Source organism: Mesorhizobium sp. CNPSo 4671 (genome assembly GCF_057784245.1).
In genome coordinates, this window is sequence record NZ_JBWLUW010000001.1 from 821,961 (window position 1) to 843,155 (window position 21,195).

22 protein-coding genes and 1 pseudogene are annotated in these 21,195 nt (G+C 58.5%); 15 read left to right on the forward strand and 8 right to left on the reverse strand.

Features of this window, described 5'->3' with window-relative positions; genetic code table 11:
- Positions 1-105 precede the first annotated feature (105 nt).
- Positions 106-1,503: an NAD(P)/FAD-dependent oxidoreductase gene (locus tag AC04SF_RS03705; RefSeq protein WP_488476545.1), complete on the forward strand. Its 1,398-nt coding sequence runs from the start codon at positions 106-108 to the stop codon at positions 1,501-1,503.
- Between the two features lie 58 nt (positions 1,504-1,561).
- On the opposite strand, the gene AC04SF_RS03710 is transcribed toward AC04SF_RS03705, so the two are convergent.
- Positions 1,562-2,508 (reverse strand): IS630 family transposase gene (locus AC04SF_RS03710; protein ID WP_488476546.1). Its coding sequence is split into 2 segments (ribosomal slippage): positions 1,562-2,167 and positions 2,170-2,508, totalling 945 coding nucleotides; the frame shifts between segments, so codons are not numbered across the junction.
- Positions 2,509-2,598: 90 nt separating this feature from the next.
- Entirely contained in the window at positions 2,599-2,982 is a 384-nt protein-coding gene (locus AC04SF_RS03715) for a nuclear transport factor 2 family protein (RefSeq protein WP_488476547.1), read from the reverse strand.
- 553 nt (positions 2,983-3,535) lie between these two features.
- On the opposite strand from AC04SF_RS03715, the gene AC04SF_RS03720 reads away from it, so the two are divergent.
- From AC04SF_RS03720 to AC04SF_RS03740, 5 genes are all read left to right on the forward strand, one after another.
- Positions 3,536-5,119, forward strand: coding sequence for an ABC transporter substrate-binding protein (locus tag AC04SF_RS03720; RefSeq protein ID WP_488476548.1), 1,584 nt, complete (start codon positions 3,536-3,538; stop codon positions 5,117-5,119).
- Positions 5,116-6,069, forward strand: coding sequence for an ABC transporter permease (locus AC04SF_RS03725; RefSeq protein WP_488476549.1), 954 nt, complete (start codon positions 5,116-5,118; stop codon positions 6,067-6,069). Before AC04SF_RS03720 ends, AC04SF_RS03725 begins: the two co-directional genes overlap by 4 nt.
- A gap of 11 nt (positions 6,070-6,080) precedes the next feature.
- The gene (locus tag AC04SF_RS03730; protein WP_488476550.1) at positions 6,081-6,878 is read left to right on the forward strand and encodes an ABC transporter permease; all 798 of its coding nucleotides are present in this window, start codon (positions 6,081-6,083) and stop codon (positions 6,876-6,878) included.
- Entirely contained in the window at positions 6,875-8,701 is a 1,827-nt protein-coding gene (locus AC04SF_RS03735; RefSeq protein WP_488476551.1) for an ABC transporter ATP-binding protein, read from the forward strand. The genes AC04SF_RS03730 and AC04SF_RS03735 overlap by 4 nt, the downstream gene beginning before the upstream one ends.
- Before the next feature lie 123 nt (positions 8,702-8,824).
- Positions 8,825-10,015: a M20 metallopeptidase family protein gene (locus AC04SF_RS03740; protein ID WP_488476552.1), complete on the forward strand. Its 1,191-nt coding sequence runs from the start codon at positions 8,825-8,827 to the stop codon at positions 10,013-10,015.
- Between the two features lie 170 nt (positions 10,016-10,185).
- Here AC04SF_RS03740 and AC04SF_RS03745 read toward each other — a convergent pair whose 3' ends face one another.
- From AC04SF_RS03745 to AC04SF_RS03760, 4 genes are all read right to left on the reverse strand, one after another.
- Positions 10,186-10,671, reverse strand: a complete 486-nt coding sequence (locus AC04SF_RS03745) for a Shedu immune nuclease family protein (protein WP_488476678.1) — start codon at positions 10,669-10,671, stop codon at positions 10,186-10,188.
- A complete protein-coding gene (locus tag AC04SF_RS03750) occupies positions 10,589-11,320 on the reverse strand; it encodes a hypothetical protein (RefSeq protein WP_488476553.1) in 732 nt (243 codons plus the stop codon). The genes AC04SF_RS03745 and AC04SF_RS03750 overlap by 83 nt, the downstream gene beginning before the upstream one ends.
- Before the next feature lie 177 nt (positions 11,321-11,497).
- Positions 11,498-11,662, reverse strand: a complete 165-nt coding sequence (locus tag AC04SF_RS03755) for a hypothetical protein (RefSeq protein ID WP_488476554.1) — start codon at positions 11,660-11,662, stop codon at positions 11,498-11,500.
- Positions 11,663-11,782: 120 nt separating this feature from the next.
- Positions 11,783-12,028: a helix-turn-helix domain-containing protein gene (locus AC04SF_RS03760; protein WP_488476555.1), complete on the reverse strand. Its 246-nt coding sequence runs from the start codon at positions 12,026-12,028 to the stop codon at positions 11,783-11,785.
- A 119-nt stretch (positions 12,029-12,147) separates the two neighbouring features.
- Between AC04SF_RS03760 and AC04SF_RS03765 the strand changes: the two genes are divergently transcribed.
- From AC04SF_RS03765 to AC04SF_RS03805, 9 genes are all read left to right on the forward strand, one after another.
- The gene (locus tag AC04SF_RS03765) at positions 12,148-12,792 is read left to right on the forward strand and encodes a hypothetical protein (protein WP_488476556.1); all 645 of its coding nucleotides are present in this window, start codon (positions 12,148-12,150) and stop codon (positions 12,790-12,792) included.
- 96 nt (positions 12,793-12,888) lie between these two features.
- Positions 12,889-13,416: a helix-turn-helix domain-containing protein gene (locus AC04SF_RS03770; protein ID WP_488476557.1), complete on the forward strand. Its 528-nt coding sequence runs from the start codon at positions 12,889-12,891 to the stop codon at positions 13,414-13,416.
- A 369-nt stretch (positions 13,417-13,785) separates the two neighbouring features.
- Positions 13,786-14,013, forward strand: coding sequence for a hypothetical protein (locus tag AC04SF_RS03775; RefSeq protein WP_023683390.1), 228 nt, complete (start codon positions 13,786-13,788; stop codon positions 14,011-14,013).
- A complete protein-coding gene (locus AC04SF_RS03780) occupies positions 14,010-15,722 on the forward strand; it encodes a recombinase family protein (protein WP_488476558.1) in 1,713 nt (570 codons plus the stop codon). Before AC04SF_RS03775 ends, AC04SF_RS03780 begins: the two co-directional genes overlap by 4 nt.
- Positions 15,723-16,251: 529 nt before the next feature.
- Positions 16,252-16,629, forward strand: coding sequence for a hypothetical protein (locus AC04SF_RS03785; RefSeq protein WP_488476559.1), 378 nt, complete (start codon positions 16,252-16,254; stop codon positions 16,627-16,629).
- A 20-nt stretch (positions 16,630-16,649) separates the two neighbouring features.
- On the forward strand, positions 16,650-17,216 hold the full coding sequence (locus AC04SF_RS03790; RefSeq protein ID WP_488476560.1) for a MotA/TolQ/ExbB proton channel family protein: 567 nt from the start codon (positions 16,650-16,652) through the stop codon (positions 17,214-17,216).
- Positions 17,209-17,799, forward strand: coding sequence for a DUF2135 domain-containing protein (locus tag AC04SF_RS03795; RefSeq protein ID WP_488476561.1), 591 nt, complete (start codon positions 17,209-17,211; stop codon positions 17,797-17,799). Before AC04SF_RS03790 ends, AC04SF_RS03795 begins: the two co-directional genes overlap by 8 nt.
- A complete protein-coding gene (locus tag AC04SF_RS03800) occupies positions 17,796-18,293 on the forward strand; it encodes a hypothetical protein (RefSeq protein ID WP_488476562.1) in 498 nt (165 codons plus the stop codon). The genes AC04SF_RS03795 and AC04SF_RS03800 overlap by 4 nt, the downstream gene beginning before the upstream one ends.
- A gap of 688 nt (positions 18,294-18,981) precedes the next feature.
- Positions 18,982-20,034 carry an alpha/beta fold hydrolase gene (locus tag AC04SF_RS03805; RefSeq protein ID WP_488476563.1) on the forward strand — a complete coding sequence of 351 codons (1,053 nt, stop codon included), beginning with the start codon at positions 18,982-18,984 and terminating at the stop codon, positions 20,032-20,034.
- 133 nt (positions 20,035-20,167) lie between these two features.
- Here AC04SF_RS03805 and AC04SF_RS03810 read toward each other — a convergent pair whose 3' ends face one another.
- Positions 20,168-20,599 carry a hypothetical protein gene (locus AC04SF_RS03810; RefSeq protein WP_488476564.1) on the reverse strand — a complete coding sequence of 144 codons (432 nt, stop codon included), beginning with the start codon at positions 20,597-20,599 and terminating at the stop codon, positions 20,168-20,170.
- Between the two features lie 59 nt (positions 20,600-20,658).
- Positions 20,659-21,171: pseudogene (locus AC04SF_RS03815) on the reverse strand (nitrilase-related carbon-nitrogen hydrolase); the annotation flags it as partial.
- Positions 21,172-21,195 lie beyond the last annotated feature (24 nt).

Below are 21,195 nucleotides of genomic sequence, written 5' to 3' on the forward strand. Positions count from 1 at the left end.
TGTTCAACCAGCTGATAGCGATCCTCGAGACGCGTTGGAAGAACAGGCACCGAGAATTGCGAACGGCATTGCCTTGGTAATGTGACCCTTGAAGCGAGATACCTCATGAGTGCACAGGAAAACCTGCGGAACGCTAGCAGCGGAGGCAGCGCGAACATCGCTCCAGATTTTGTGGAGAGGGCCTATTGGTGGGACGCCATGGGCCAGGAGGGCGGCGAGTCTTCGCCGGGTTTCAGGGCATCCGCGGATGCCGTAATCGTGGGTGCCGGCGTGACCGGGCTCAACGCCGCCATTGAACTTGCCAGGGCGGGCAGGAGCGTTGCGGTGTTCGATGCGGGGGTTGCCGGTTTTGGAGCCAGCTCGAGAAACACCGGCTTCCTGGGACGTTTCCTCAAGAAGTCCTTCGGGGAACTGGCCAAGGCCTACGGCGTCGAAAAGGCGACCGCATATTATGCTGAACTCTTCCAAGCGCTTAACGTGAGTATGGTGGAGGTGATCCAGCGTGAAGGGATCGATTGCGATTTCAATCTGTCCGGACGGGTCGTCCTTGCACGATCGCCCCACCAGTTGCGCGGCGTTGTCGACGAATTCAAACTACGCCAGAAGCGTCTGGGCGAAGACGTGCATATCCTGGACCGGTCGGAGCTTCAGCGCGAGATCCGATGCTCCAACGTGTTTTGCGGTGGGGTCCTTATTCCGGACATGGCCACGATCCATCCTGGAAAGTACCACGCGGGTCTGCTGGCGGCGGCCACCAAACTCGGCGTGCTAGTGTACAGCAACGCCCGTGTCTCAGGTATCACAAAATCGGCCGACAAGTTTGACGTCGAAACGCCGTTGGGCACGCTTCGGGCGACGGACGTCATCGTCGCCACCAATGGGTATACCGGCAAAGAGATGAACTGGTTCGCCAGGCGCCTGGTTCCGTTCCAGGGGTTCGCGATTGCCACCGAAGAAGTGGACCGTCAGAGGCTTGCCCGACTTTTGCCCACCAACCGGAGCTACACCGACGCCGATTTCGATACCATGGCCATCCGTCTGACCCCTGACGGGAAGCGCATCATCACGTCTGGCCGCACGGGCAAAGCGATGCCCATTCGTGCGAAGGCGAGCCTGCTGCGAAAAGACCTGCTTTCGGTTTTGCCCGATCTGGCAGACGTGCGGGTGAGCTATGCCTGGAGCGGCTTTTGCGCCGCGCCGCTCGACACAATGCCGAAGATCGGCCAGCGCTCGGACGGCGTCTGGTATGCGACCGGCTTCACATTCATGGGAATGCCCCAAGGATCCTATTTCGGCAGAAAGGTCGCTTTCCAGGTGCTCGGAAAACCCGAGGGCGAAACCAATTATTCCAAAGTGCCCTTCGAGTCGTCACCTTTCTACAACGGCAATCCCTGGTTCCTCCGCCCGCTGATGGCCGCGATGAGAGTCAAGGATCGTTTCGAAAATCGCCGGCGCGATGTCGAGCCCCCGAACGCTACGTTCCCCTATGGAGCGTTTCTGTAGCATCGGCGGCTGCACTCGCAATCAGCCGCCGATGACGCTGTCCTAGAGTCGGATGATTTTAGCTTAAACGGTATCCGGCGTTTTCGAAGTAGTTGAGGCATTCGGTTGCTGTGATGGCATCGAGGATTTTGCCGATGGCGTCGCAGACGGTATCGACAGTTCGCCGCGCCCCCTTTCTGAGCCAATGTTTGAGCTTGGCAAAGACTTGCTCGATCGGGTTCAGATCGGGCGAGTATTTCGGCAACAGCAGGAGCCTGGCACCGGCGCCGCGAATGGCGCGGCGTACTGCCTTACCCTTGTGCGAGCCGAGATTGTCCATGATCACGATGTCGCCGGGTTTGAGGGTCGGAACCAGAACCTGCTCGACATAGAGCCGGAACCGCTCGCCGTTGATCGGTCCGTCGATCAGCCACGGCGCGTCCAGGCGATCATGGCGCAGCGCCGCCAGGAAAGTCATGGTCTGCCAGTGGCCGTGCGGGACCTCGGCGAGGAGCCGTTCTCCCACCGGCGCCCAGCCTCGCAGCGGCGCCATGTTGGTCTTGGTCCAGGTCTCGTCGATGAACACCAGGCGGGAAGGATCGATCCCGATGCGATACTTCAACCATTCCTGACGCCGGCGCGCGATGTCGGGGCGCCTCTGTTCGGCCGCGACCAGCGTCTTTTTTTATAACTGAGCTTCTCGTCGTGAACGAACGCCCAAACCGAGCGATAGTCCACCTTCAGACCGCGCTCGGCCAGTTCCGCGACCAGCCCACGCAAGGTAAAGGCCTCATTGCGGCAGCGCTCGATTAACCAGTCGCGGTGGGCGCCGCGGATCTTCTTGGGCTTGTGTCCACCGATCTGGCCGGGGCGGACGCTGCCTGTTTCTCGAAAGCGCCCAACCCACCTGATCACAGAGCTGATACCGACATCATAACGCGCCGCTGCTTGCCTGCGCGAAAGCCCCTCCTGCTCAACCGAAGCGACAACCCGGTCCCGAAGATCGTTCGAATATGGCTTGCCCATCCATGCCGGCCTCCTTTTCCAGCCAGCACTTTGAATCTGATTTGCAGACCCTTGGGGATCCCCTTCGATTCAAGCCAAATTCATCCCGCTCTAGTCAGTCAGCTCGAACTGATAGACCTTTGCAATGATCCTCCAATCGTCGGCAATCCGTACGAGAGAAATGAAATCGGTGAACAGTTTGGGACCAATGGCGCATTGCACCCTTGCAAGCGCGGTGTTCAGGCTGCCAAATTCGATCGAAACGATTTGATCAAGCCGGGCCTCCCCACGGCTGGCCGGAGACTCACGTTTCGCAACAAGATCGAGCCAGCTTGGGACATCCAGCGTAGCCAGATCTCCCTCACTGACCGTTGCGAGTTGAGCCTTCGGGTGAAACACCTCACCAAGCAGGGATGCGTCGCAATTGTAGAGGCCATCGAAATATCGGCTCAGCACCATCGCCACATCCATATAGTCCTGACCCATATCAGTCATTATTTCTCTCCTTCATCTTGGGAACGGCGGACGCCGGGTCACTGGAGCGCTCCAACCGTCCGGCTTGGACCCCTTTGCGAGCTGGTCCCAGCCTCAAGCTAGGTTTGCAGCCTTGGAGGCGGTCAATTCTTGATTGCAGGAGAATGGGGATCGATTGGCATCAATTTTGACCCCCCAATGAAATTGGGCATCACATTGAGTCGAGTTCTTGAAATCTTTAGCCCAAGCCGACGGTTGGGCGCGCAGCTTGTGCCGCAGCGGATCTCAGAAGTTGCGTTGCCCGCGCTCGCTGACGACGACGGTCTTCATGGCATGGCATGGCATGGCATGGCAATGGCCGACCGTGCCACTCGGCAGCCTTGATACCAATTCATAATACCTGCGCGTCCGTCGGCTGAATGCGCTGACACCGCATGAAGTGACGATTTCCGCATAAAATCCGCCCCATCATACGCGTTCAATTTCAATTAGTGGGCAATTTTGAAATTTTCCGATACCACGTTTCGGCGAAACTAATCCGTCTTCGGCCGCTTGCAGATGGAGGGTTAGTGCAGTGCAAAACCAATTAGAACTTGGAAAATTGGCGCTTCTCGCAGGTGTTTCGCGCCGGGCGTTCCTTGCCACGAGTGGTGCCGCAGTCGCCGCGCTTGCGTTCTCGCGCAATTCCATCGCGGCCACGCAGAAGGGCGGTATTTTGAAGGGTGCGGTCACTACACCGGCGACCGCCCTCGATCCATTTGCGGTTTCGGAAGTCGGCGGCCGGCTGATCATCAGTCAACCAGGAGAATACCTCGCAATCTCACAGGCAGGCGGAACTTTGAAGCCGGCGCTTGCTGAGAGTTGGGAGGCGCGCGAAGGCGGGAAAGTATGGGTCTACAAGATCAGATCAGGCGTCTCGTTCCATGACGGCACCCCGATGACGGCGAAAGACGTTGCCGCCACGTTTAACCGTCACGCCGATCCTGACGTAGGCTCCAATGCATTGTCTGCACTGAGCGGCATCCTCAGCAAAGGCGGAGCAGTCGCTAAGGACGACACAACCGTCGAATTCACGCTCGACGCACCCTATGGAAATTTTCCGTATACGGCCTCTTCAGACAACTACAACTGCGTCATACTGAAGAATGGCGACAACAGTGACTATGCGAACAATCACAACGGTACCGGCCCCTGGAAGCTGAAAGAGTTGCGCCCGGGGCGCGGTGTCACCTACGTGAAAAACGAAAACTACTGGGGGCCCATCCCAAGCTTCGACGAGGTCGACTGGACCTTTTACGACGACATCGGCGCGGCGATCCTGGCGATCCAGAGTGGCGCAGCCGATGTTCTGAGCGGATTTCCCGCACGCGCTGGTGCTGCCTTGTTCAACAATCCAAAGGTCGCTGTGATCAGCATCCCGAGCTCGAGCCATGAAGTCATTCACATGCGTGTCGACATGCCGCCGTTCAACGATGCTCGCATCAGAAGGGCTGTCGCGCTGGCTATCGACCGAGCTGCACTGGTCAAGGTACTCTTCGACAACAAGGCAGAAGTAGGTAACGACACACCGTTCGCGCATTTCTTCGCCTCCAGCGACAAGTCGGTCCCTCAGCGCGTGCAAGACATTCCGGCCGCCAAGGTGCTTCTTGCTGAAGCCGGGGTTGCCGATGGCTTCAACGTGGATCTTCTTACCCAGAAATCCGGTGCCATCCCTGAGTTGGCGGTGCTGCTCCAAGACCAGCTGCGAACAATCGGAATCACGGTCAACATCGTTCAGATGGGTACGGACCAGTATTACGGCGACCTCAAGTTCGGAACTTCGCCGTTCCTGGATTCGCCCTTCGGAATCGACGACTATGGGCATCGGGGCGTTCCCAATGTCTTCCTGTCTGCCCAGTTGTCATCGAAGGGCGTTTGGAATGCCGCGCACTTCAAGAATGCGACCTATGACGCTCTAATGGCTAAGTACTTCGCCGCCACGGACCTCGAGACCCAGCAGAAAACAGCTGGCGAGATCGAAAGGCTGCTGCTGGAAGAAACGCCGCAGCTCGGACTCTATTTCTACAACTTCAACGTGGTGCATTCGATCCGCGTAACCGGCGTTCAGCCTACTGCCATGGGACATTTGTTCCTTGGAGAAGCGGCCTTCCTCGTATGAATGGAGGTGCGGCGACCTTGCTGAGGAGAGGAGGCTTGAGCCTCCTCTCCCTTTTCCTGCTCAGCATAATAATTTTCGTGGTCGTCCAAGTCCTGCCGGGCGATGTTGGTCGCCGCATTTTAGGCCCCCTGGCGGACCAGCGGTCCGTAGACAAATTGAACGAACTGCTTGGGGTGAATCGACCGTTGCTCGTCAGGTACCTCGAATGGGCCGGCGATTTCGTTCGCGGGAATTTCGGGACGTCCTATGTCTATCGGGCACCAGTCGCGCCCTTTGTCGGCCGCGCCCTCGGTAACTCCTCCCTTCTCGCGCTATTCGCCATCGTGATTGCATTGCCATCAAGCGTGGTCCTTTCACTTCTGGCAGCCCGCAATGAAAAAACATGGCTCGGTGGAATGATTGGTAACGCAAGCGTCATCGCCACGGCCATTCCGGAGTTTGTTGTTGGCGTGGTTCTGCTCATCGTTTTCGGCGTGATGCTGGGCGTGTTTCCGACGTCCGCGCAGGTCTCAGACGGCAGCAGCCTGCTGGAACGGCTCCGCGCTCTGGTTTTGCCCGCAATAACGGTCTCGACGGTGCTGACAGGTTACCTCACCAGGATGATCAGGGCACGGGCTAGCGAAGTCTATCTGTCAGACCATGTCCGTTACGCCAGGACCCTCGGCTTTTCCGAAAGAAGCATCGTTTTGAGGAATGTCCTCAGAAACAGCATCGTGCCGACCATCCCGGTTATCGCCACTCAGGTAGGCTATCTTGTAGGAAGCCTTACGGTCGTCGAGCTTCTTTTCAACTACGACGGGATCGGGCTTCTGATCCTGAAGGCTAGCCAGAAGCTCGACCTTCCGATGCTCATGGCCGGCGTCCTCGTGTCAGGTATCGTCTTCATGGCATCCATCCTGATCGGCGACGCACTCGTCTACCTTCTCGATCCCCGCCGCCGGTTCAAGTAGGCCGAAGCACGATGCATCGCTCGCCAAGCTTTTTGTTAGCCGCTTCGATAGTCGCTGCACTTGTTGTTGTGGGGCTCACCTATCAGTGGCTGCCGATCCAAGACCCTCTGATCACGCGGCCTTTCGACAGTTATCTCCCGCCTTCACTGGAGCATTGGTTTGGAACCGACAAATTCGGCCGGGACGTCTTCGCTCGAGTTCTGGCGGGATCGCGTACGGTGATCATCATTGCGCCCGTCGCGGCAGCGGTCGCCGTTATCGTCGGGGGCCTGATTGGGTTCTGCGCCGGATATTTTCAGGGCATCGTCGATGATGTTCTGAGCCGCATTATTGATGCGGTCCTGGCGGTACCCACCATTCTAATAGCGCTCGCTGTGGTGGTGGCGGTGAAACCGACTCCGATCGGAGTGGGAGCGATCATCGGCCTGATCTTCGCAGCTCCGGTTTCGCGAACATTCCGCAGTGCCGTCCTGGCCGAGACCGCTCTTGAGTACGTGGCGCAGGCGAAGCTGCGTGGAGAGAGCGCCTGGTACGTCATGCTCGTGGAAATTCTACCCAATACGCTACCCGTCGTTGTGGTCGAGTTCTCTGTCCGGGCCTGCTTTGCAATCTTCGTAGCTGCGAGCCTCTCTTTCCTTGGATTTGGCGTTCAGCCACCCACACCCGATTGGGGGCTGATGATCAACGAGGAGTACCAGCAGCTTGTTGCTGGAATTTGGTGGCCGACACTTTTCCCGGCACTGGCAATCGCCCTGCTGGTCACATCGATGACGCTGCTGACCGAACGTTTCGCAGAGGTCTTCGAATGACGGTCGCCCCTGACAGCATAGCCGCACTCGCCTGCGAGGATGTGTCGATTGGCTATCGTGTCGGCTCCGGAATTCTAAGCGTGGTCCGCAATGTTTCGCTGAGCGTCGCTCCCGGAGCAGCGCTGGGCATTGTCGGCGAGTCCGGTTCGGGCAAGTCGACGTTGGCATTGGCACTCGCAAACTGCATGTCTTCCAACGGCGTCTTGACCGGCGGCAACATACAAATCAACGGGAACGACCTCACAGCGCAGCTGGCATCGCGAAACCGGCGGGAACTTGCCGGACGCCTATCGGTCGTGTTCCAGAACCCGGGCGGCGCACTTGACCCTAGCCGACGCATTGGTTCGGTCTTCGACGAACGCTTGCGACTGCTTGGCCTTGCTTCACGCAAGCGTGGAGAACGCGCTGCCGCGCTGCTGGAAAGCGTCAAGATCCGCAACGTGACTCAGGTTCTGGCGTCCTACCCGCACCAGCTGTCGGGAGGTATGCAGCAGCGCGTCATCATCGCGCTCGCCCTTGCAAATGATCCGGCCGTCCTTGTGCTAGACGAGCCCACGACTGGCCTCGACGCCACTGTTGCAAGCGAGATCATAGAGCTTCTGAAGGCTCTTCGCAGGGAGCGGCGCGCTGGATTGGTCTTCATCTCACACGACATTGGCCAAGTGCATAACCTTTGCGACGATATCGCGGTGATGTATGGCGGTGAACTTGTCGAGCAGGGGCCGGCTGACGAAGTCATTGCGCATGCCCGACACCCATACACGAGGGCCCTGCTGGCCTGTCTGCCATCTGTTACGGAGCGGCGTACACTTCAGGGGATCAAAGGCGCGCCGCCTTCACCGAGCCAACTCGACCGTCTGGAGGGATGCCTGTTCGCGCCGCGGTGCGGCATGGCGACGGAGATCTGCGAAAGGCAGCGTCCGGACATCAGTGAGGAAACCACACGCTTTAGGTGCCATCATCCAATCTCGGAAACTCTGACAAGCATCCCCGCCCGCGGCCAGCACGCGACACGGCCTCAAGCGCCTGAAATCCGGCTTAAAGTCGAAGGTCTCGCCATGTCCTATGGTCGCGGGGCCAGCCGTCGACAAATACTCGAGGACGTCAGTTTCGAACTCCGGCCCGGCGAGATATTGGCCGTCGTGGGCGAATCGGGCAGCGGCAAATCGACTTTGCTGAAGGGGCTTGTCGGACTGATCGCACCCGATGCGGGTTCGATTTCAATGAATGGCACGCGCCTTCCGCCCTACTTTGGCGAACGCACAAGCGAGTGCCTTTCCGACATTCGGATTGTTTTTCAGAACCCCGCGAGCGCATTGAACAGGCGGCGCAGGGTCGGGGATCAGATCGGACGATGCCTGGCGCTCGCGGCCGGCCGCCGCTCCACCACGGCTGATCAGAAGGCCCAGGCGGACAAAGTCCGACTGCCTCACTACAATCTTGGCAATTTCGCGCGAAGCCTGTCAGGCGGTCTTCTGCAGCGGGTTGCCATCGCATGTGCGCTTGCTGGCAAGCCTCAGGTCATCGTCTTTGATGAACCGACAAGCGCACTCGACGTTTCCGTTCAGGCTGACATCCTGAACCTGATAGCAGAGCAAGTTCGGCAGACGAACGCAGCTGCAATTTTTGTGACCCATGACCTGGCTGTGGTTCGCCAACTGGCCAATCGAACTTTGGTTCTACTCAATGGCCGGGTCGTCGAGAGCGGGGACGTGGACGAGGTTTTTGAGCATCCGCGCCATCCGTACACCAAGCGCCTACTCGCGGCGTTTTCGGAAAAGCGACAATCAGTCACCAGTGAACGGCGGGGGCCCGTCCGATAGTGGGGCCTCCGAGCTGACAGGGGCTTGGCCGCACATTTCATCAGACTGTCGAGGGCATCAGAGAACTTTGGCTAACTTCCTTCGGCGGGACCGCTAGTTTCGGTCAACAAGAAAGGAACTCCTATGAGCGACCGTATTAACGACATCTCTTCGCTGATCGAGCGCGAGGCAGCGGCCTTGGAACCGTCCTTGATCGCGATCCGTCGAGACATCCACGCCCATCCCGAACTCGGCCACGATACGCCGCGCACCTCGGCGCTTGTCACGGAAGAATTGCAATCCTTCGGGCTTATCCCACGGACGGGAGTCGGCGGACTTGGCGTGACAGTAGACATTCCTGGCGGCGCGGGTTCCGGTCCGCTGGTCTTGATACGTGCGGACATGGATGCGCTGCCGATGGACGAAGCGACAGGGCTTCCGTTCGCGAGCACCATTCCCGGTCGAATGCATGCCTGTGGCCATGACCTTCACACCGCAACCTTGTTGGGCGTCGGACGCATTCTCGCCGGTATGGCGCCTCGCCTGCGCGGAAGCGTTCGCCTCGTGTTTCAGCCCGCCGAAGAAACCATCGACAGCGGCGCAAAGCGAATGGTCGCGGAAGGCGCTGCGGAAGGCGCGTCCATAGCACTTGGTTTCCACAATATGCCTGAACTAGCGGTTGGAAAGTTCGGATTTGTGCGGGGCGCTGTCTTTGCGTCAGGGGATGAATTCGGTGTCGTTGTGAAAGGCCGATCCGGCCACGCAGCCCGCCCCTATACTGCTCTCGACCCAATAGTCACCGCTTCGGCAATCATAATGCAATTGCAAACCGCCGTGTCCCGCTCCGTGAATCCTGCCGCCGCGCCCGTGTTGACGATCGGCCAGATCCATGGCGGCACTGCCTTCAATATCATTCCCGAAACCTGCTTCTTCGAGGGAACCATCAGATGTCGTTCGGCCGAGTCTCGCGAAATCATGAAAAACCGATTCCACGAGATCTGCGACGGTGTCGCGGCAGCAATGGGTTTGACGTGCGAGATCAATTTCATCCGCGGTTGCCCGCCCGAGGTCAATGATGATGCCATACTGAATTCAACCGTAGGATCGCTAGTGCAGCAGTTTGGCGAAAGCTCGTTAATCGAATGTCCAGGAGATTACGGGACCGAGGATTTTGCCTACTTCACTGAACTAATGCCGTCCGCGCATATTTTTGTAGGCTCTTCACAACCCGGCCGAAATGACCGTGTGCACAATACGGACTATCAACCGGATGAACGTTGCATCGGTTTCGGTGTCGCTGCTCTTACCCGCACAGCGATCGACCTGTTGTCCTGATCAGCTGTGAGCCGCACTGCATCTTCGCATTCTGACCACGGAGGCATCCATGAGCGCGATAACGTTCAAGCCATGTTTCCGATCCGAGCGTCGATGTCTACATGGCCCGCGGATCGTTCGAGGAGTTCAAGGTCGTGCGGCAGAACCAGGAGAGCATGTGGCCCTGAGACTCACGGCTTCCTCGTAATCACGGTCTCACCGCCCAGCGCGACTATGGTGTTGTCCAGGCGGCGAAGGAGATCGTCGTATGTAATGATATCCATCATGTTTGCATACTTGCGCTTGATCACTTCGAAATCGAGGCGCTGGCCGTCGTCCATGTCTAGCCCCTCCATTTGATCCCGCCCCAAGATGATGATCGCCTTTGGATTTGAGATGCGGATCGCCATGCCCTCAGGTATGTCTGCCGCGTATCGCTTGGTCAGTTCCCGCTCGCCCTGGATACCCCATTTCGAAAGGTGGAACAGGTACTTCTCGGCTTGCATGATGGCGCCGCTGAGCTCGGACGTCGGTATGCTGTTGTCTCGATACTGGCTTTTGCGAAGGATCTTGTTCTCGAATGACCTCTTGAGTTCAATTACGTCGAGATTGCCATTGGCGTCGAGCAGCGCCAGATCGATGTACCGCGACGTCTTCCCCCCCCGGCTTACTGTAATAGTCGTTGATCGTCACATTCTCGAGGACCCTGATGTACTTGGGGAACAGCAGCAGCAGAAAGGAAAGCATCAGCGTCTGCCACTGCTTCTCGTCGAGATTGGTCTTGGTCTCTAAGGCATCCTTTATGAGGTCGCGGATCAGAAGATACTTCTCGATCTCAAGCTTTTTCAGCTCGTCGAGATCGAGCTTCATGCCGGCGGCACCGGACATTTTTTTGTTGAGGTATTTCTCATAACGACCACGGGCGTCCTTCAATCCGTCGAGATGCTGCGACAGGATCGTGGTCACCCGAGCACCAGCGTACCGGTCCACTTCATGGGTGTTCGGGAACTTATCGAGCAGTTCTTCGTAAACGCTCATCGGAATGGCGCCCGACCGCTTGCCGCCGATAACGATGGGATCGTCGTGCTCAAGCAGGTCTGCTAGGCGTCCGAAGATAGAGATGTTGCGCTCGGCGGCGAAGAGCGTCCGCTTGAACTTTGTGTCTTTCGGCATGAGAACATCATTTGCGATACCCAGATACTCTCCAGAAATACGAACGTACTCGTCCTCAAATTTGCCGAAGGGGAAATTATACCAGTAGTAGTCGTCGATTTTGGTCTTCTTGGTAGGAGGATTGGTCAGGTCGTCCTTGTCGAAGTGGAACACCGACGAGATGGTAACGGACCTCTTCTCCTCAAGCTCACTCCATACCCATCTTTGGTCAGCATTGTCGGCCTTGTACTCGAAATCTAGTCCAGTATCCGTAAGTCGGAATTTTATCATTTGCCCCCCAAAAATCTAGAGCCGGCAACCTAGTCCGACGATCTATCCTTTGCCAAGCGGTCACGGGTTCTCTAGCGCGATACGGGCGAATCTGTCGCCGAGCACCGACCACGACGCGTCGCCATAGGCGGTGCGGCCGAGGTCGCACCAGGCTATGAAGGAGACGGTCACCAGATCCACAGTGGACTGAGCACCGATTGCGAAGGCGCGATCAGTGACACGCAATCGGATTGATGTCCGCTTTTATGACGACCATCAGGTTTGTCGAATGGCTGCAAGAGGCGCATTGCTGACATTGATTGAGAAACAGATAGTCCTAAAGGCGCCTGTAGATGCCGCCTTCGTCTAAGTGTTCGCGGTACCGCGTGACAAGCGCACACCAGGGCCACCGCCATTCTCTGGAATGAATTCTATTCCGGCTGCTTCGAGCGATAGCTTCAGCGCTTGCAGGATTGATTCAGATGCTGGTTTCGAACCACGTTCGAACTGCACGATCGTCCTCAAACTTACCTTGGATAGATCCGCCAGTTCCTGTTGAGAAATGTCGAGAAGCCCACGGGCCGCGCGAACTTGGGCCGCACTTATCTTCATTGTTCAAATGCCCTGTTGCACAAAAAGTGCAAATATGCTTGTTTTAGGTAACGGCCGTTGGAAGTGGTTCCCCCGCTTCCAACAGTCTAACCACGCCCACGCTTTGCGGAGCTCGGATCATGGCTGATTCCGACAATAACACGACTTGGCCTTTCGTCACCCGCAGGAAGGTGCTTGAGGGAACAGCAACCGCAACGGCGGCGACACAGGCTACATCGTTTGCTCGCATCGACTTGGAGGGTGATGACGCCATTGATCCTGCGGTGGCGGTGTGGAAACGATGGCAGGCGGCTTGGGAAGAGGCTGAACGGCTTTGCAATCAGCAGCAGCGGCTGGAGAGGGTACTTATCGAAACCGTTGGCTTCCCTTGCACGACAGTTACCTTGTCCGACGGCGAGAGCGTGACAGTTCACTCCGTTGAAGCCCTCCAGGAATTGCTCGGTGTTCGTCCGGCTAACACAGTGGCCCGCACCCAAGCTGAAGCTGAAATCGTAGCCAATCAGGCGCGCTGGGATGCCGCCGCTAGGGAGATTGGTTATTCGACAGCCTTACTTGCTGAGCGCGAAGCTGGCGAGCGGGCGAAGGAATTCCTCGAAGCCTTATCCCAAGTTCCTGCAACGTCGCTCGCCGGTATAGCTGCCAAGCTAAATGCAGCGCTTAGGGAAGGGGAGTATTCGCTACATGACAGTGAGCCCCCGTGGCCACAGATCCGCTCGGCCTTAGACGATATAACTCGGATTAGAGAGCAGAAAGTCTCGAGCTGAACTTCGGCAACAAGGTACAGAAGTCGCGATCATTCGTCGGTTTGGTGATTTTCGCGGGGGCTTACCGAGACAAACTCTCTACACATGGAGCGACTGATGCAGTTCCGAAAAGCATTTGCGGAGCGAGGGCGCCGCAGCGTCTTCAACGCACCGGCAAACGATGGAATCGAGAGTGGCCCGCACCCTGCTGATCAATATGTGGGCAGGCAGATCGCCGCGGTTCGCGTGCAGTCGGACGTATCGCAGGCCCAGCTTGCCCGATCTATAGGCATCAGTTTTCAGCAGCTTCAAAAATATGAGAACGCTAGAAACCGCGTGAGCGCTTCCATGCTCTACGAGATCGCTAATTCACTAGGTGTTCCGGTCGGCCGCTTCTTCGAAGGCCTGCCGGGCAATGAGACCGATCGTGATCCTCCTCCGCTGCCGGTCGACGAACGCATCAATTTTATTGCCAGCGCGGAAGGTCGACGCTTGATTGAAAGGCTTGTGGATCTCCATCCGCGAGTACGAGGTCGGGTGTCGTCTTTAATCGCAGCATTAGGAGAGGAACTGGCAGCCATCGACCCAAAGCAGGAGAGCGCAAGGTCCAGCGAACCCATGCTGGTCGAATGCAGGCCGGCTTGACCGGCAGTTATGGCAAAGCTCAACGAGTTCCCTTCGACGGCTGGAATGGCGAAGTTCGCGCTGTCGCTTCGATCCGCACCGCCAAGGAGGGGATGGTCGAGCGAGTGTTTCCCGAAGAGACCTCGACAACGGCTACATCGCCGCAGGCACGGAGAAAGTGGCCCTGTCGTTGCCTATGGCGATGATGGGAGCGTTGCATGAAAAGGCTTCCGGACGCATCCCAAGTTCCTGCCATAGGCTTCCCAGCAGCATGGGTGCAGCCCGTGCGATCTAGATTCGCCAGTTCGGCGACCATCCGATTTCCGCGCCGAAGGGTCCTAATTGCACGATCGAAGGGGTGTGCCCCTTTTATCGCCGGTCGTGTTAGTGATGCTCGGCTTCGTGAAGTCGGCACGACACAGACGCGATGGTGGATTGCTGCGCGAAACCGCCCCAGCGGTAACGCCGGAGGAGCTTCGCACAGCCATGCTTAAGTTTGTCGAAGCACTCGCCATCGCCGATGCCAGAGGCGATCATCTCAAATCCGTCGGTGCTTCGGCTGGCCGAAATGCTGCCATGGATGCAGATCGCTGCGAGAAGAAGGCTTCCGACACATGAGGCGGGCCGCTGTCTACGCACGCTTTTCGACCGAGCTGCAGAACGAAAAATCCACTGAAGACCAGATTGCGCTGTGCCGTGCTTACGCAGCGCGCAACGGTCTGGCTATCGTTGCGGTCTACGAGGACAAGGCGCGCTCCGGCTCATCTATATTGGGTCGCGACGCGCTGATGAGCCTGATGGAAGCTGCGGACCAGAACGCGTTCGACATCGTCGTCGTCGAGGCGCTCGATCGCCTATCGCGCGACATGGCGGATCTCGCAGGTCTTCACAAACGTTTCTCTTTTCTCGACATTGAAATCCAGGCTGTTCATGACGGTATCGCCGATGCGGTGCTCATTGGTATTCGTGGACTTGTCGGTCAGATGCAGAGGGAGGATGGCGCAAAGAAAGTCCGTAGGGGTATGGCTGGAGTCGTCCGTGATGGACGTCATGCCGGAGGCCGGGCCTATGGCTATCGACCGGTCTTGGGCCATCCTGGCGAACTCGAGATCGTCCAAGAGGAGGCAGACGTTATCCGGCGTATTTTTGCCGCTTATTCGGCCGGTCGCGCACCACGTGACCTAGCCGGTGACCTCAACCGGGATGGGATAGCGCCACCGCGGGGGATACGGTGGAACGGTTCCACGATCAACGGAAATGCACAGCGCGGCGTAGGTCTGCTCGTCAACGAGCTTTATGTCGGTCGGATCGTCTGGAACAAGGTCCGGATGGTGAAGAATCCCGATACAGGCAAGCGCGTCTCCAGGCCGAATCCAAAGGACCAATGGCACACGAAAGAAGTTGCGCATTTGCGCATCATCGAAGACGAAATCTGGGAGAAGGCGCAAGCTCGCAAAGCAGCGCGGGTTAACGCAATCTCTCATATCAAGCGTCGGCCGGCTCACCTGTTGTCCGGTCTGCTCCGCTGCGGCGTTTGCGGTTCGGGTCTGTCGGTTCACGACCGTGATAAGACAGGTAAGACTCGCATCCGGTGCTCGGCAGTTCGTGAAAGCGGGAGCTGCTCCAACCGGCGCATCATCTATCTACCCGAGATCGAGAAGGCGGTCCTCGATGGCATGCGCGACCAACTGAAAGCGCCGGACCTCATCGAGGCATACATCCGCAAATACAACCAAGAGCGCCGAGAATTGTCCGCGCAGGCCAATGCGATGCGCACAGCGCTGCAAGGCAAGCGCGATCGGATAGAAGGCGAGCGGCAGCGCACGATCGATCTTGTGATCAGGAGCGTCATTGCTGAAGAGGATGCCAAGCAGCGTATTGCAGAACTCAAGACGCAGCTTTCCGAGGTAGAGGCACAGCTCTCCGGTCTCGATGAGCCGCCGTCACCCGTAGCTCTCCACCCTGCGACCTTGCAGCGTTACATCGAAACCGTCGACGGCCTTTCAAAGGCGTTGGCCGACCACGCAACTGCTGCTGACGACCGTGGCCCGCTGATCCAAAACCTTCGAGGACTTGTTCATAGTGTCACCGTGCACCCCAAGCGGGCACGTGAGGGCTTCGAAATCGAGGTCAAGGGCAAGCTTGCCGCCCTTATAGGCGGGGCCGCATTTCCCAATGCACGGTATACTGAAAAGCCCACCGGACTAGGCAGCCGCTTCAACGCCGCCGTTACGTACGATAGTGGGTTGGAAGTGGTAGCGGGAGAGCGCTACCGCCGTTCCCCCCACTCATCGAACTGCCAGTTCAGGCTTCGCTGCTTGGGCTGAGCGAAACTACCCGTCTGCAAATCCGGGATGGTGAAGGGTGCCAAGGCCTTCGGCAACCCAAGATCCGCGGACGGTGCATGTTGGACAGCCCGCTGATAACCTGCGACAAACGCGGCCAAGTTTCTTCTCGACAGATTCCAGGTTCGCACCGGCCGGACGCGCCGCAGCAGCGCGCCGCTCAACCCGCGCACGCTGCCCTTCGTGCGCCAGATCGAGATCGCCATCCGCAAGCAAGGTGGCAATCCCTATCGCTCCGTTGTCACGCCCACCTGCAAGAGGCAGCGAAGGACGGCCTGTGGATCGGCACGTTTCAGGCGCCTTGGGATTGGCGCGCGGCGCTCATACTAAGGTTTGAGCTTCCCAGACTAATCAGACACCCGAGTAAACCCTTGTAGAATGGAAGGCACCCCGACTCCTGCAATAATCTGCAACGCTAATAGCAGGTGCGAACAAGTACACCCTTGGCACGAAGGTTGAATCGACCGCAGGGCTGGCGGAGGCCTGCCTTCGTACAAACTCGGAGGTCCCGATGTCCAACCAAGCTCTTAAACAGGTCAAGCCACGTTTTGCGTTGACGCGTATCAAAGCGATGGGCGCGGCAGTCTCGCTGGTCGCCACCTCCGCCATGCCGGTGGCGGCGGCATCGCCAGCGGCCACGGCGGGCGGGTCGCCCCTGTGCGCCTCGCGGCCGGAAATCCTGAAGCAACTTTCCGACCGATTCAAGGAAGCACCCGTTGCCCTCGGCTTGTCCAAGAACGGCTCGGTCATTGAAGTGCTGACCAGCGACGACGGCGAGACCTGGACGATCCTGATCAGCCAGCCGAACGGCCCAAGCTGCCTCGTCGCGTCCGGTGAAGGCTGGGAAGAATTGAAGCGGGTCGGCGCCAAGGGCGAGCGCGGCGCCTGATCGCATAGAAGGAGGCCAAGATGGTTGACACCTATTCCCTGGTAAGTGCGCCGCGACAAAAGTTGCGGTCCATCGTTAGCCCGGTCGTTCCAAAGCTGGTGCAGGAGCAGCCGCAAGCCGTTGCCCGTGAGCTGTGGGACACGCGTTCTGACGACACGAACGGCACTCCGCTTGCGTTTCTGTCGCGGTTCATCGTGCTTCAGGCGGTCGGCGCGGCTGGTATCGTGGGGCTATGGGCCGTCGGCATTGCAGGCAAACCCTTCGCCGGCAATAACGCGTTCCTGTGCTGGTTGATCGCGGCAATTGGCGCTCTGGGCATTCTGTGCGTCTTCTTTCGGCGCTGGCGGGATGTCGATTGGCTGGCGACCCATGTGGTGCGGATCGGGCTGCTCGGAACCGTGGTTGGGCTCATCGTCGCCTTCTCTGCGGCGCGCGCCGGCGGCTCGGCCGACCCCAATGCGATCCGTTCGATGATCGGGTCGGTGATCGACGGCATGTATGTCGCGCTCTATGCGACGCTGCTCGGCATAGCCACGAACCTGTGGCTCAAGATCAATCTTCGCCTGCTCGGTAACTTCGATGGATGAGGAAACTCTCACCGTCTGGCTCGACACCGCTCTCTTGATGCTCGGCGGCTTTGTCCTCATGACCACGCTCATGATGACAGTGATGAATCCGCCGGCCAAGGCGAGCGAGACCGATGGCGTCACGGCGCCCGGGAACGTCACCGTCGAGACGCAATGGCCGGACAAGCTCGACGCCGATGTCGACCTGTGGGTCCAGGCGCCCGGCGATGTGCCGGTCGGCTACTCCAACAAGAGCGGCAAGGTGTTCGATCTGCTGCGCGATGATCTGGGGATGGCACAGGACATGACCGACTCCAACCATGAGGTCGCCTATTCGAGGGGCGCTCCCGCGGGTGAATACATCGTCAATGTTCACATGTATCGCGGCGTCAACGTCACATATCCCATCCCGGTGAAGGTCACCGTAAGCGTAAAGCCCGATTCCACCAAGTCGTCTGCGCCGCTCGCCACAACGACGGTCCAATTGCGCAAGCCCAACCAGGAGCTTACCGCCTTGAGATTCCGGCTCGATTCGACTGGCCTACTGGTGCCAGGCAGCATCAACAGTCTGTTCAAACCTCTACGCGTGGCGGCCACCCAATGATGATCGCTCCTGTCATCTTCGCCCTGCTGCTGGGCGCGTTCATCTTCATTATCCTGCCGCAGGCAGGCATTGCTCGCCGCACCCTCTCGGTCGGCATCTTCCTGGTGCTGATCGCCATCGTCTATGTTGGTGCCAGTGAGCTTCTCGGCCGTCCCAAGCCGCTTACTTTCGAATGGCGGGACATGGCAAAAGCCCAGGTGGTGGGCGCCGTGCCGGTTGAGAACGAAGCCATCTACGTGTGGCTCACCACGCCCGGCTCGACTGAGCCGCGCTTCTATGTGCTGCCATGGAGTCAGCAAGCCGCGCAACAGCTGCAAGATGCGATGGGCAAGGCGGAAGCCGACGGCACTGGGGTAGAGATGAAGATGCAGGCCGCCGACGCCGGTCTCGATACCCGCGAGCCAATGTTCTACGCACGGCCGCAACCGGCTCTGCCGACAAAGGACTATCAGAGCGGCGTAAGGCCCCTTGTCTATACGCAGCCGGGGTCGTGAAGCGGTGATGGGTGAACGCGGACAGAATGGAGCACGCCTTCGAGTTCGCGCTTGCACCGCTCATTTGGTTTGACCGCGCCCTCCGATGTTGAGCGTCTATCCGCAAAGCAAAACGCCCGAATCAAAGACGCAAGCAATCTGGTTTGATCTGCGCGACGGAAGCATTGCGATGTTCGCCATTAACGCCTGACTGGCAGTCTCCAATGTGTGAGGCTTTGCGAGGCGGCCCCGCCGCTTTCGCTTTCTATTGTTATGCATCGCCCTTCTCCCACTTTCTATTATTCCTAAGTGTCGGTTTATCTATTAATGCAAACCAGAGATTTTCCAGCCGCACCTCCAATGTGTGCGGGCAAAAGAGTGTCTCGCCTCCGCAAACGCTGACGTCTCTTATGCGGGTAGTCCAAAGGTATCGGCGACACCTTCGTGCAATGGATTAGCCCATCAGGTCAGTCAATCTGTCCTTCACACGAACGAGCGGGACGAGTTTGAAGGATGCCATGATCGAGCTCTTTCTTGCCGCTTCGTCTGCTGCCGGCGCCGCTAGGATGCTCGACGAAGCGTCGCGCGGATATTCGGCGCCGCAGCTTCTCGTGGACCTCGCGCTGACCCTTTGGAGAAGATCATCCGCCTCGACGTTACGGCACTGAACTGGGCGGCCCCTCCCTCCATAATCATAGGATGAGCTATCATGACCAGCACCGACCCGGCCGAGACAATTAATCGCCATCGCCGGCGTCTCATCGGCGTCGCCGCAATGACACTCGCGGCCGTCGAGCTTGGCGTAGACACGCAAGCGAGTGCGGCGTCCAGCGAGACAGCGAAGGCCACGCCGCCGCCGCCGAAATCGTTCGGCCCGCTCAGGCAGATCGACGCTGGGCAGTTGAACGTCGGCTATGCCGAACTCGGGTCGGCCGAGGGCGCGCCCGTCGTTCTGCTCCATGGCTGGCCCTATGATATCCACACCTATGTCGATGTCGCGCCTTTGCTTGCGGCGCAGGGGTACCGCGTGATCGTTCCGTATCAGCGTGGCTATGGCACGACGCGCTTCTTGTCGGATCAAGCGCAGCGCAATGGCCAACAGGCAGCTTTCGCGGCCGACCTCATCTCCTTGATGGATGCGCTGAAGATCGAGCAGGCCACGATCGGCGGCTGCGACTGGGGCGCCCGCACGGCCAATATCGTCGCTGCATTGTGGCCGAACCGATGCAAGGCCATGGTCTCGGTGAGCGGCTATCTTATCGGCAACCAGCAACTCGGCAAGCTGCCGCTGCCGCCAAAGATCGAGCTACAGTGGTGGTATCAATATTACTTCGCCACCGACCGCGGCCGCGCTGGCTACGAGAAGAATAGGCGCGAATTCGCCAGGCTGATCTGGCAAACAGCGTCGCCGCGATGGAGCTTCGACGATGCCACCTTCGAACGCAGTGCCACTGCGTTCGACAATCCCGATCACGTAGACATCGTGATCCACAATTACCGTTGGCGGCTCGGCCTCGCCAAGGGCGAGGTGCGGTTTGACGAATTCGAGCAGCGACTTGCCCAGGCGCCTCTTATCGATGTGCCGACGATCACCCTTGAAGGTGACGCCAACGGGGCTCCGCATCCGGAGGCTAGTGCCTACGCCAAGATGTTCTGGAACAAATATTCACACCGCGTCATTAAGGGCGGGATTGGGCACAACCTGCCGCAAGAGGCACCAGAGGCCTTTGCGCAGGCCATTGCTGATGTCGCCGGCAGCTGACGCATCGTCTGGTGAAGTGGATCTGCAAGTCTTGGAGTAGGCGGATGAACGCCGCGCACCTGCGGAATTGCTTATTCGGCAGCCTTATGCAAGACCGCTTCCAAAGTGTCGTCGAGATAGGGGCCGACCTTGCTCACACGCTCGTCGCAATACTGGCCAAAGAAAGACGATGGCCTGTCATATTCAAAAGCACCCCTGCATTGTTCGTCCTCAAGCGGAACCACCCGCAACGGCGCGTAAGGGCACCGGAAAGCTGATGACGGGTCATTTTCGAGGCGGCAACGGGATTGCATTTTTGGCCTTCGATTTGCAGCAACGCGCCATGATCACGACAGCCAAAGATCGACAGCTTTGGCCCGTTCACTTCATAATCCGTGACATAGTTCTGATCGCTGTTACGCGACGCGGCTACGATGCCTGGCTCGAGAATTGGCAGCGTACTCGCAAGTGTTATCCGGACCTCTGCGAACGGTCTGTTTGAGCAGATCTTGATATGTTCAACCTGAAGAATCTGTGAGACGAGAGTTTTGTGCCATGCCTGTCGTTCTCCGGAAGTGATATTCACCGTTACCGCATCTCGCTGTCGTTCGTGACCGTCTCGCGGTTACTCCGCAGCCGGCTCGATCAGCCTCCCTTGATCTTCACCATCAGATACCTCAAGCTTGGCTCGGCGTCCAAGACAGGGATGGAGGCGCGCTCGTGAACGTGGGCGGTCGAGGTTCGGTCGATCAGCAGGCTGAGCAATTCCGGCCGGCTGTAATGGCCGCGTGAATCCGTCAGCCACTTTCGCTTGTCGATCTGCGCGAAGTTGAGGTCGGCGATGACTACTCCTTCGCCAGATCGAATCGGTTCCGCGAGCAAACTTCCATCGGGCGCCACCGTCGCTGTGAGGCAACCGCCGGAGATCGCGCCGATGCTGCCACCCCCAGTGTCCTTCACGATCCGCGCTTGCTGATCGGCATCGAGCCATGCTGTCGCGCAAACGACGAAGCAAGCGGACTCCAGCGCATGCTGCCGGATGTTGACCTGCGTGTGCTCGGAAAACAGCTCGCCGAAAATGGAGCCCGGGTACATCGCAGAGTGAATCTGCTCGCCGTCTGCCATCATCGCATACCGCGCCAGAGGATTGTAGTGTTCACAGCAGGCAACCGCGCGATAGCT

What these genes read in the sequence shown, in the direction of transcription:
- AC04SF_RS03715 (WP_488476547.1), bottom strand. Translation starts at nt 2,982, where the DNA reads ATGACTGATATGGGTCAGGACTATATGGATGTGGCGATGGTGCTGAGC.
- AC04SF_RS03785 (WP_488476559.1), top strand. Translation starts at nt 16,252, where the DNA reads ATGTCCAACCAAGCTCTTAAACAGGTCAAGCCACGTTTTGCGTTGACG.
- AC04SF_RS03740 (WP_488476552.1), top strand. Translation starts at nt 8,825, where the DNA reads ATGAGCGACCGTATTAACGACATCTCTTCGCTGATCGAGCGCGAGGCA.
- AC04SF_RS03760 (WP_488476555.1), bottom strand. Translation starts at nt 12,028, where the DNA reads ATGAAGATAAGTGCGGCCCAAGTTCGCGCGGCCCGTGGGCTTCTCGAC.
- AC04SF_RS03800 (WP_488476562.1), top strand. Translation starts at nt 17,796, where the DNA reads ATGATGATCGCTCCTGTCATCTTCGCCCTGCTGCTGGGCGCGTTCATC.
- AC04SF_RS03805 (WP_488476563.1), top strand. Translation starts at nt 18,982, where the DNA reads ATGACCAGCACCGACCCGGCCGAGACAATTAATCGCCATCGCCGGCGT.
- AC04SF_RS03770 (WP_488476557.1), top strand. Translation starts at nt 12,889, where the DNA reads ATGCAGTTCCGAAAAGCATTTGCGGAGCGAGGGCGCCGCAGCGTCTTC.
- AC04SF_RS03780 (WP_488476558.1), top strand. Translation starts at nt 14,010, where the DNA reads ATGAGGCGGGCCGCTGTCTACGCACGCTTTTCGACCGAGCTGCAGAAC.
- AC04SF_RS03725 (WP_488476549.1), top strand. Translation starts at nt 5,116, where the DNA reads ATGAATGGAGGTGCGGCGACCTTGCTGAGGAGAGGAGGCTTGAGCCTC.
- AC04SF_RS03730 (WP_488476550.1), top strand. Translation starts at nt 6,081, where the DNA reads ATGCATCGCTCGCCAAGCTTTTTGTTAGCCGCTTCGATAGTCGCTGCA.
- AC04SF_RS03795 (WP_488476561.1), top strand. Translation starts at nt 17,209, where the DNA reads ATGGATGAGGAAACTCTCACCGTCTGGCTCGACACCGCTCTCTTGATG.
- AC04SF_RS03790 (WP_488476560.1), top strand. Translation starts at nt 16,650, where the DNA reads ATGGTTGACACCTATTCCCTGGTAAGTGCGCCGCGACAAAAGTTGCGG.
- AC04SF_RS03765 (WP_488476556.1), top strand. Translation starts at nt 12,148, where the DNA reads ATGGCTGATTCCGACAATAACACGACTTGGCCTTTCGTCACCCGCAGG.
- AC04SF_RS03775 (WP_023683390.1), top strand. Translation starts at nt 13,786, where the DNA reads ATGCTCGGCTTCGTGAAGTCGGCACGACACAGACGCGATGGTGGATTG.
- AC04SF_RS03705 (WP_488476545.1), top strand. Translation starts at nt 106, where the DNA reads ATGAGTGCACAGGAAAACCTGCGGAACGCTAGCAGCGGAGGCAGCGCG.
- AC04SF_RS03735 (WP_488476551.1), top strand. Translation starts at nt 6,875, where the DNA reads ATGACGGTCGCCCCTGACAGCATAGCCGCACTCGCCTGCGAGGATGTG.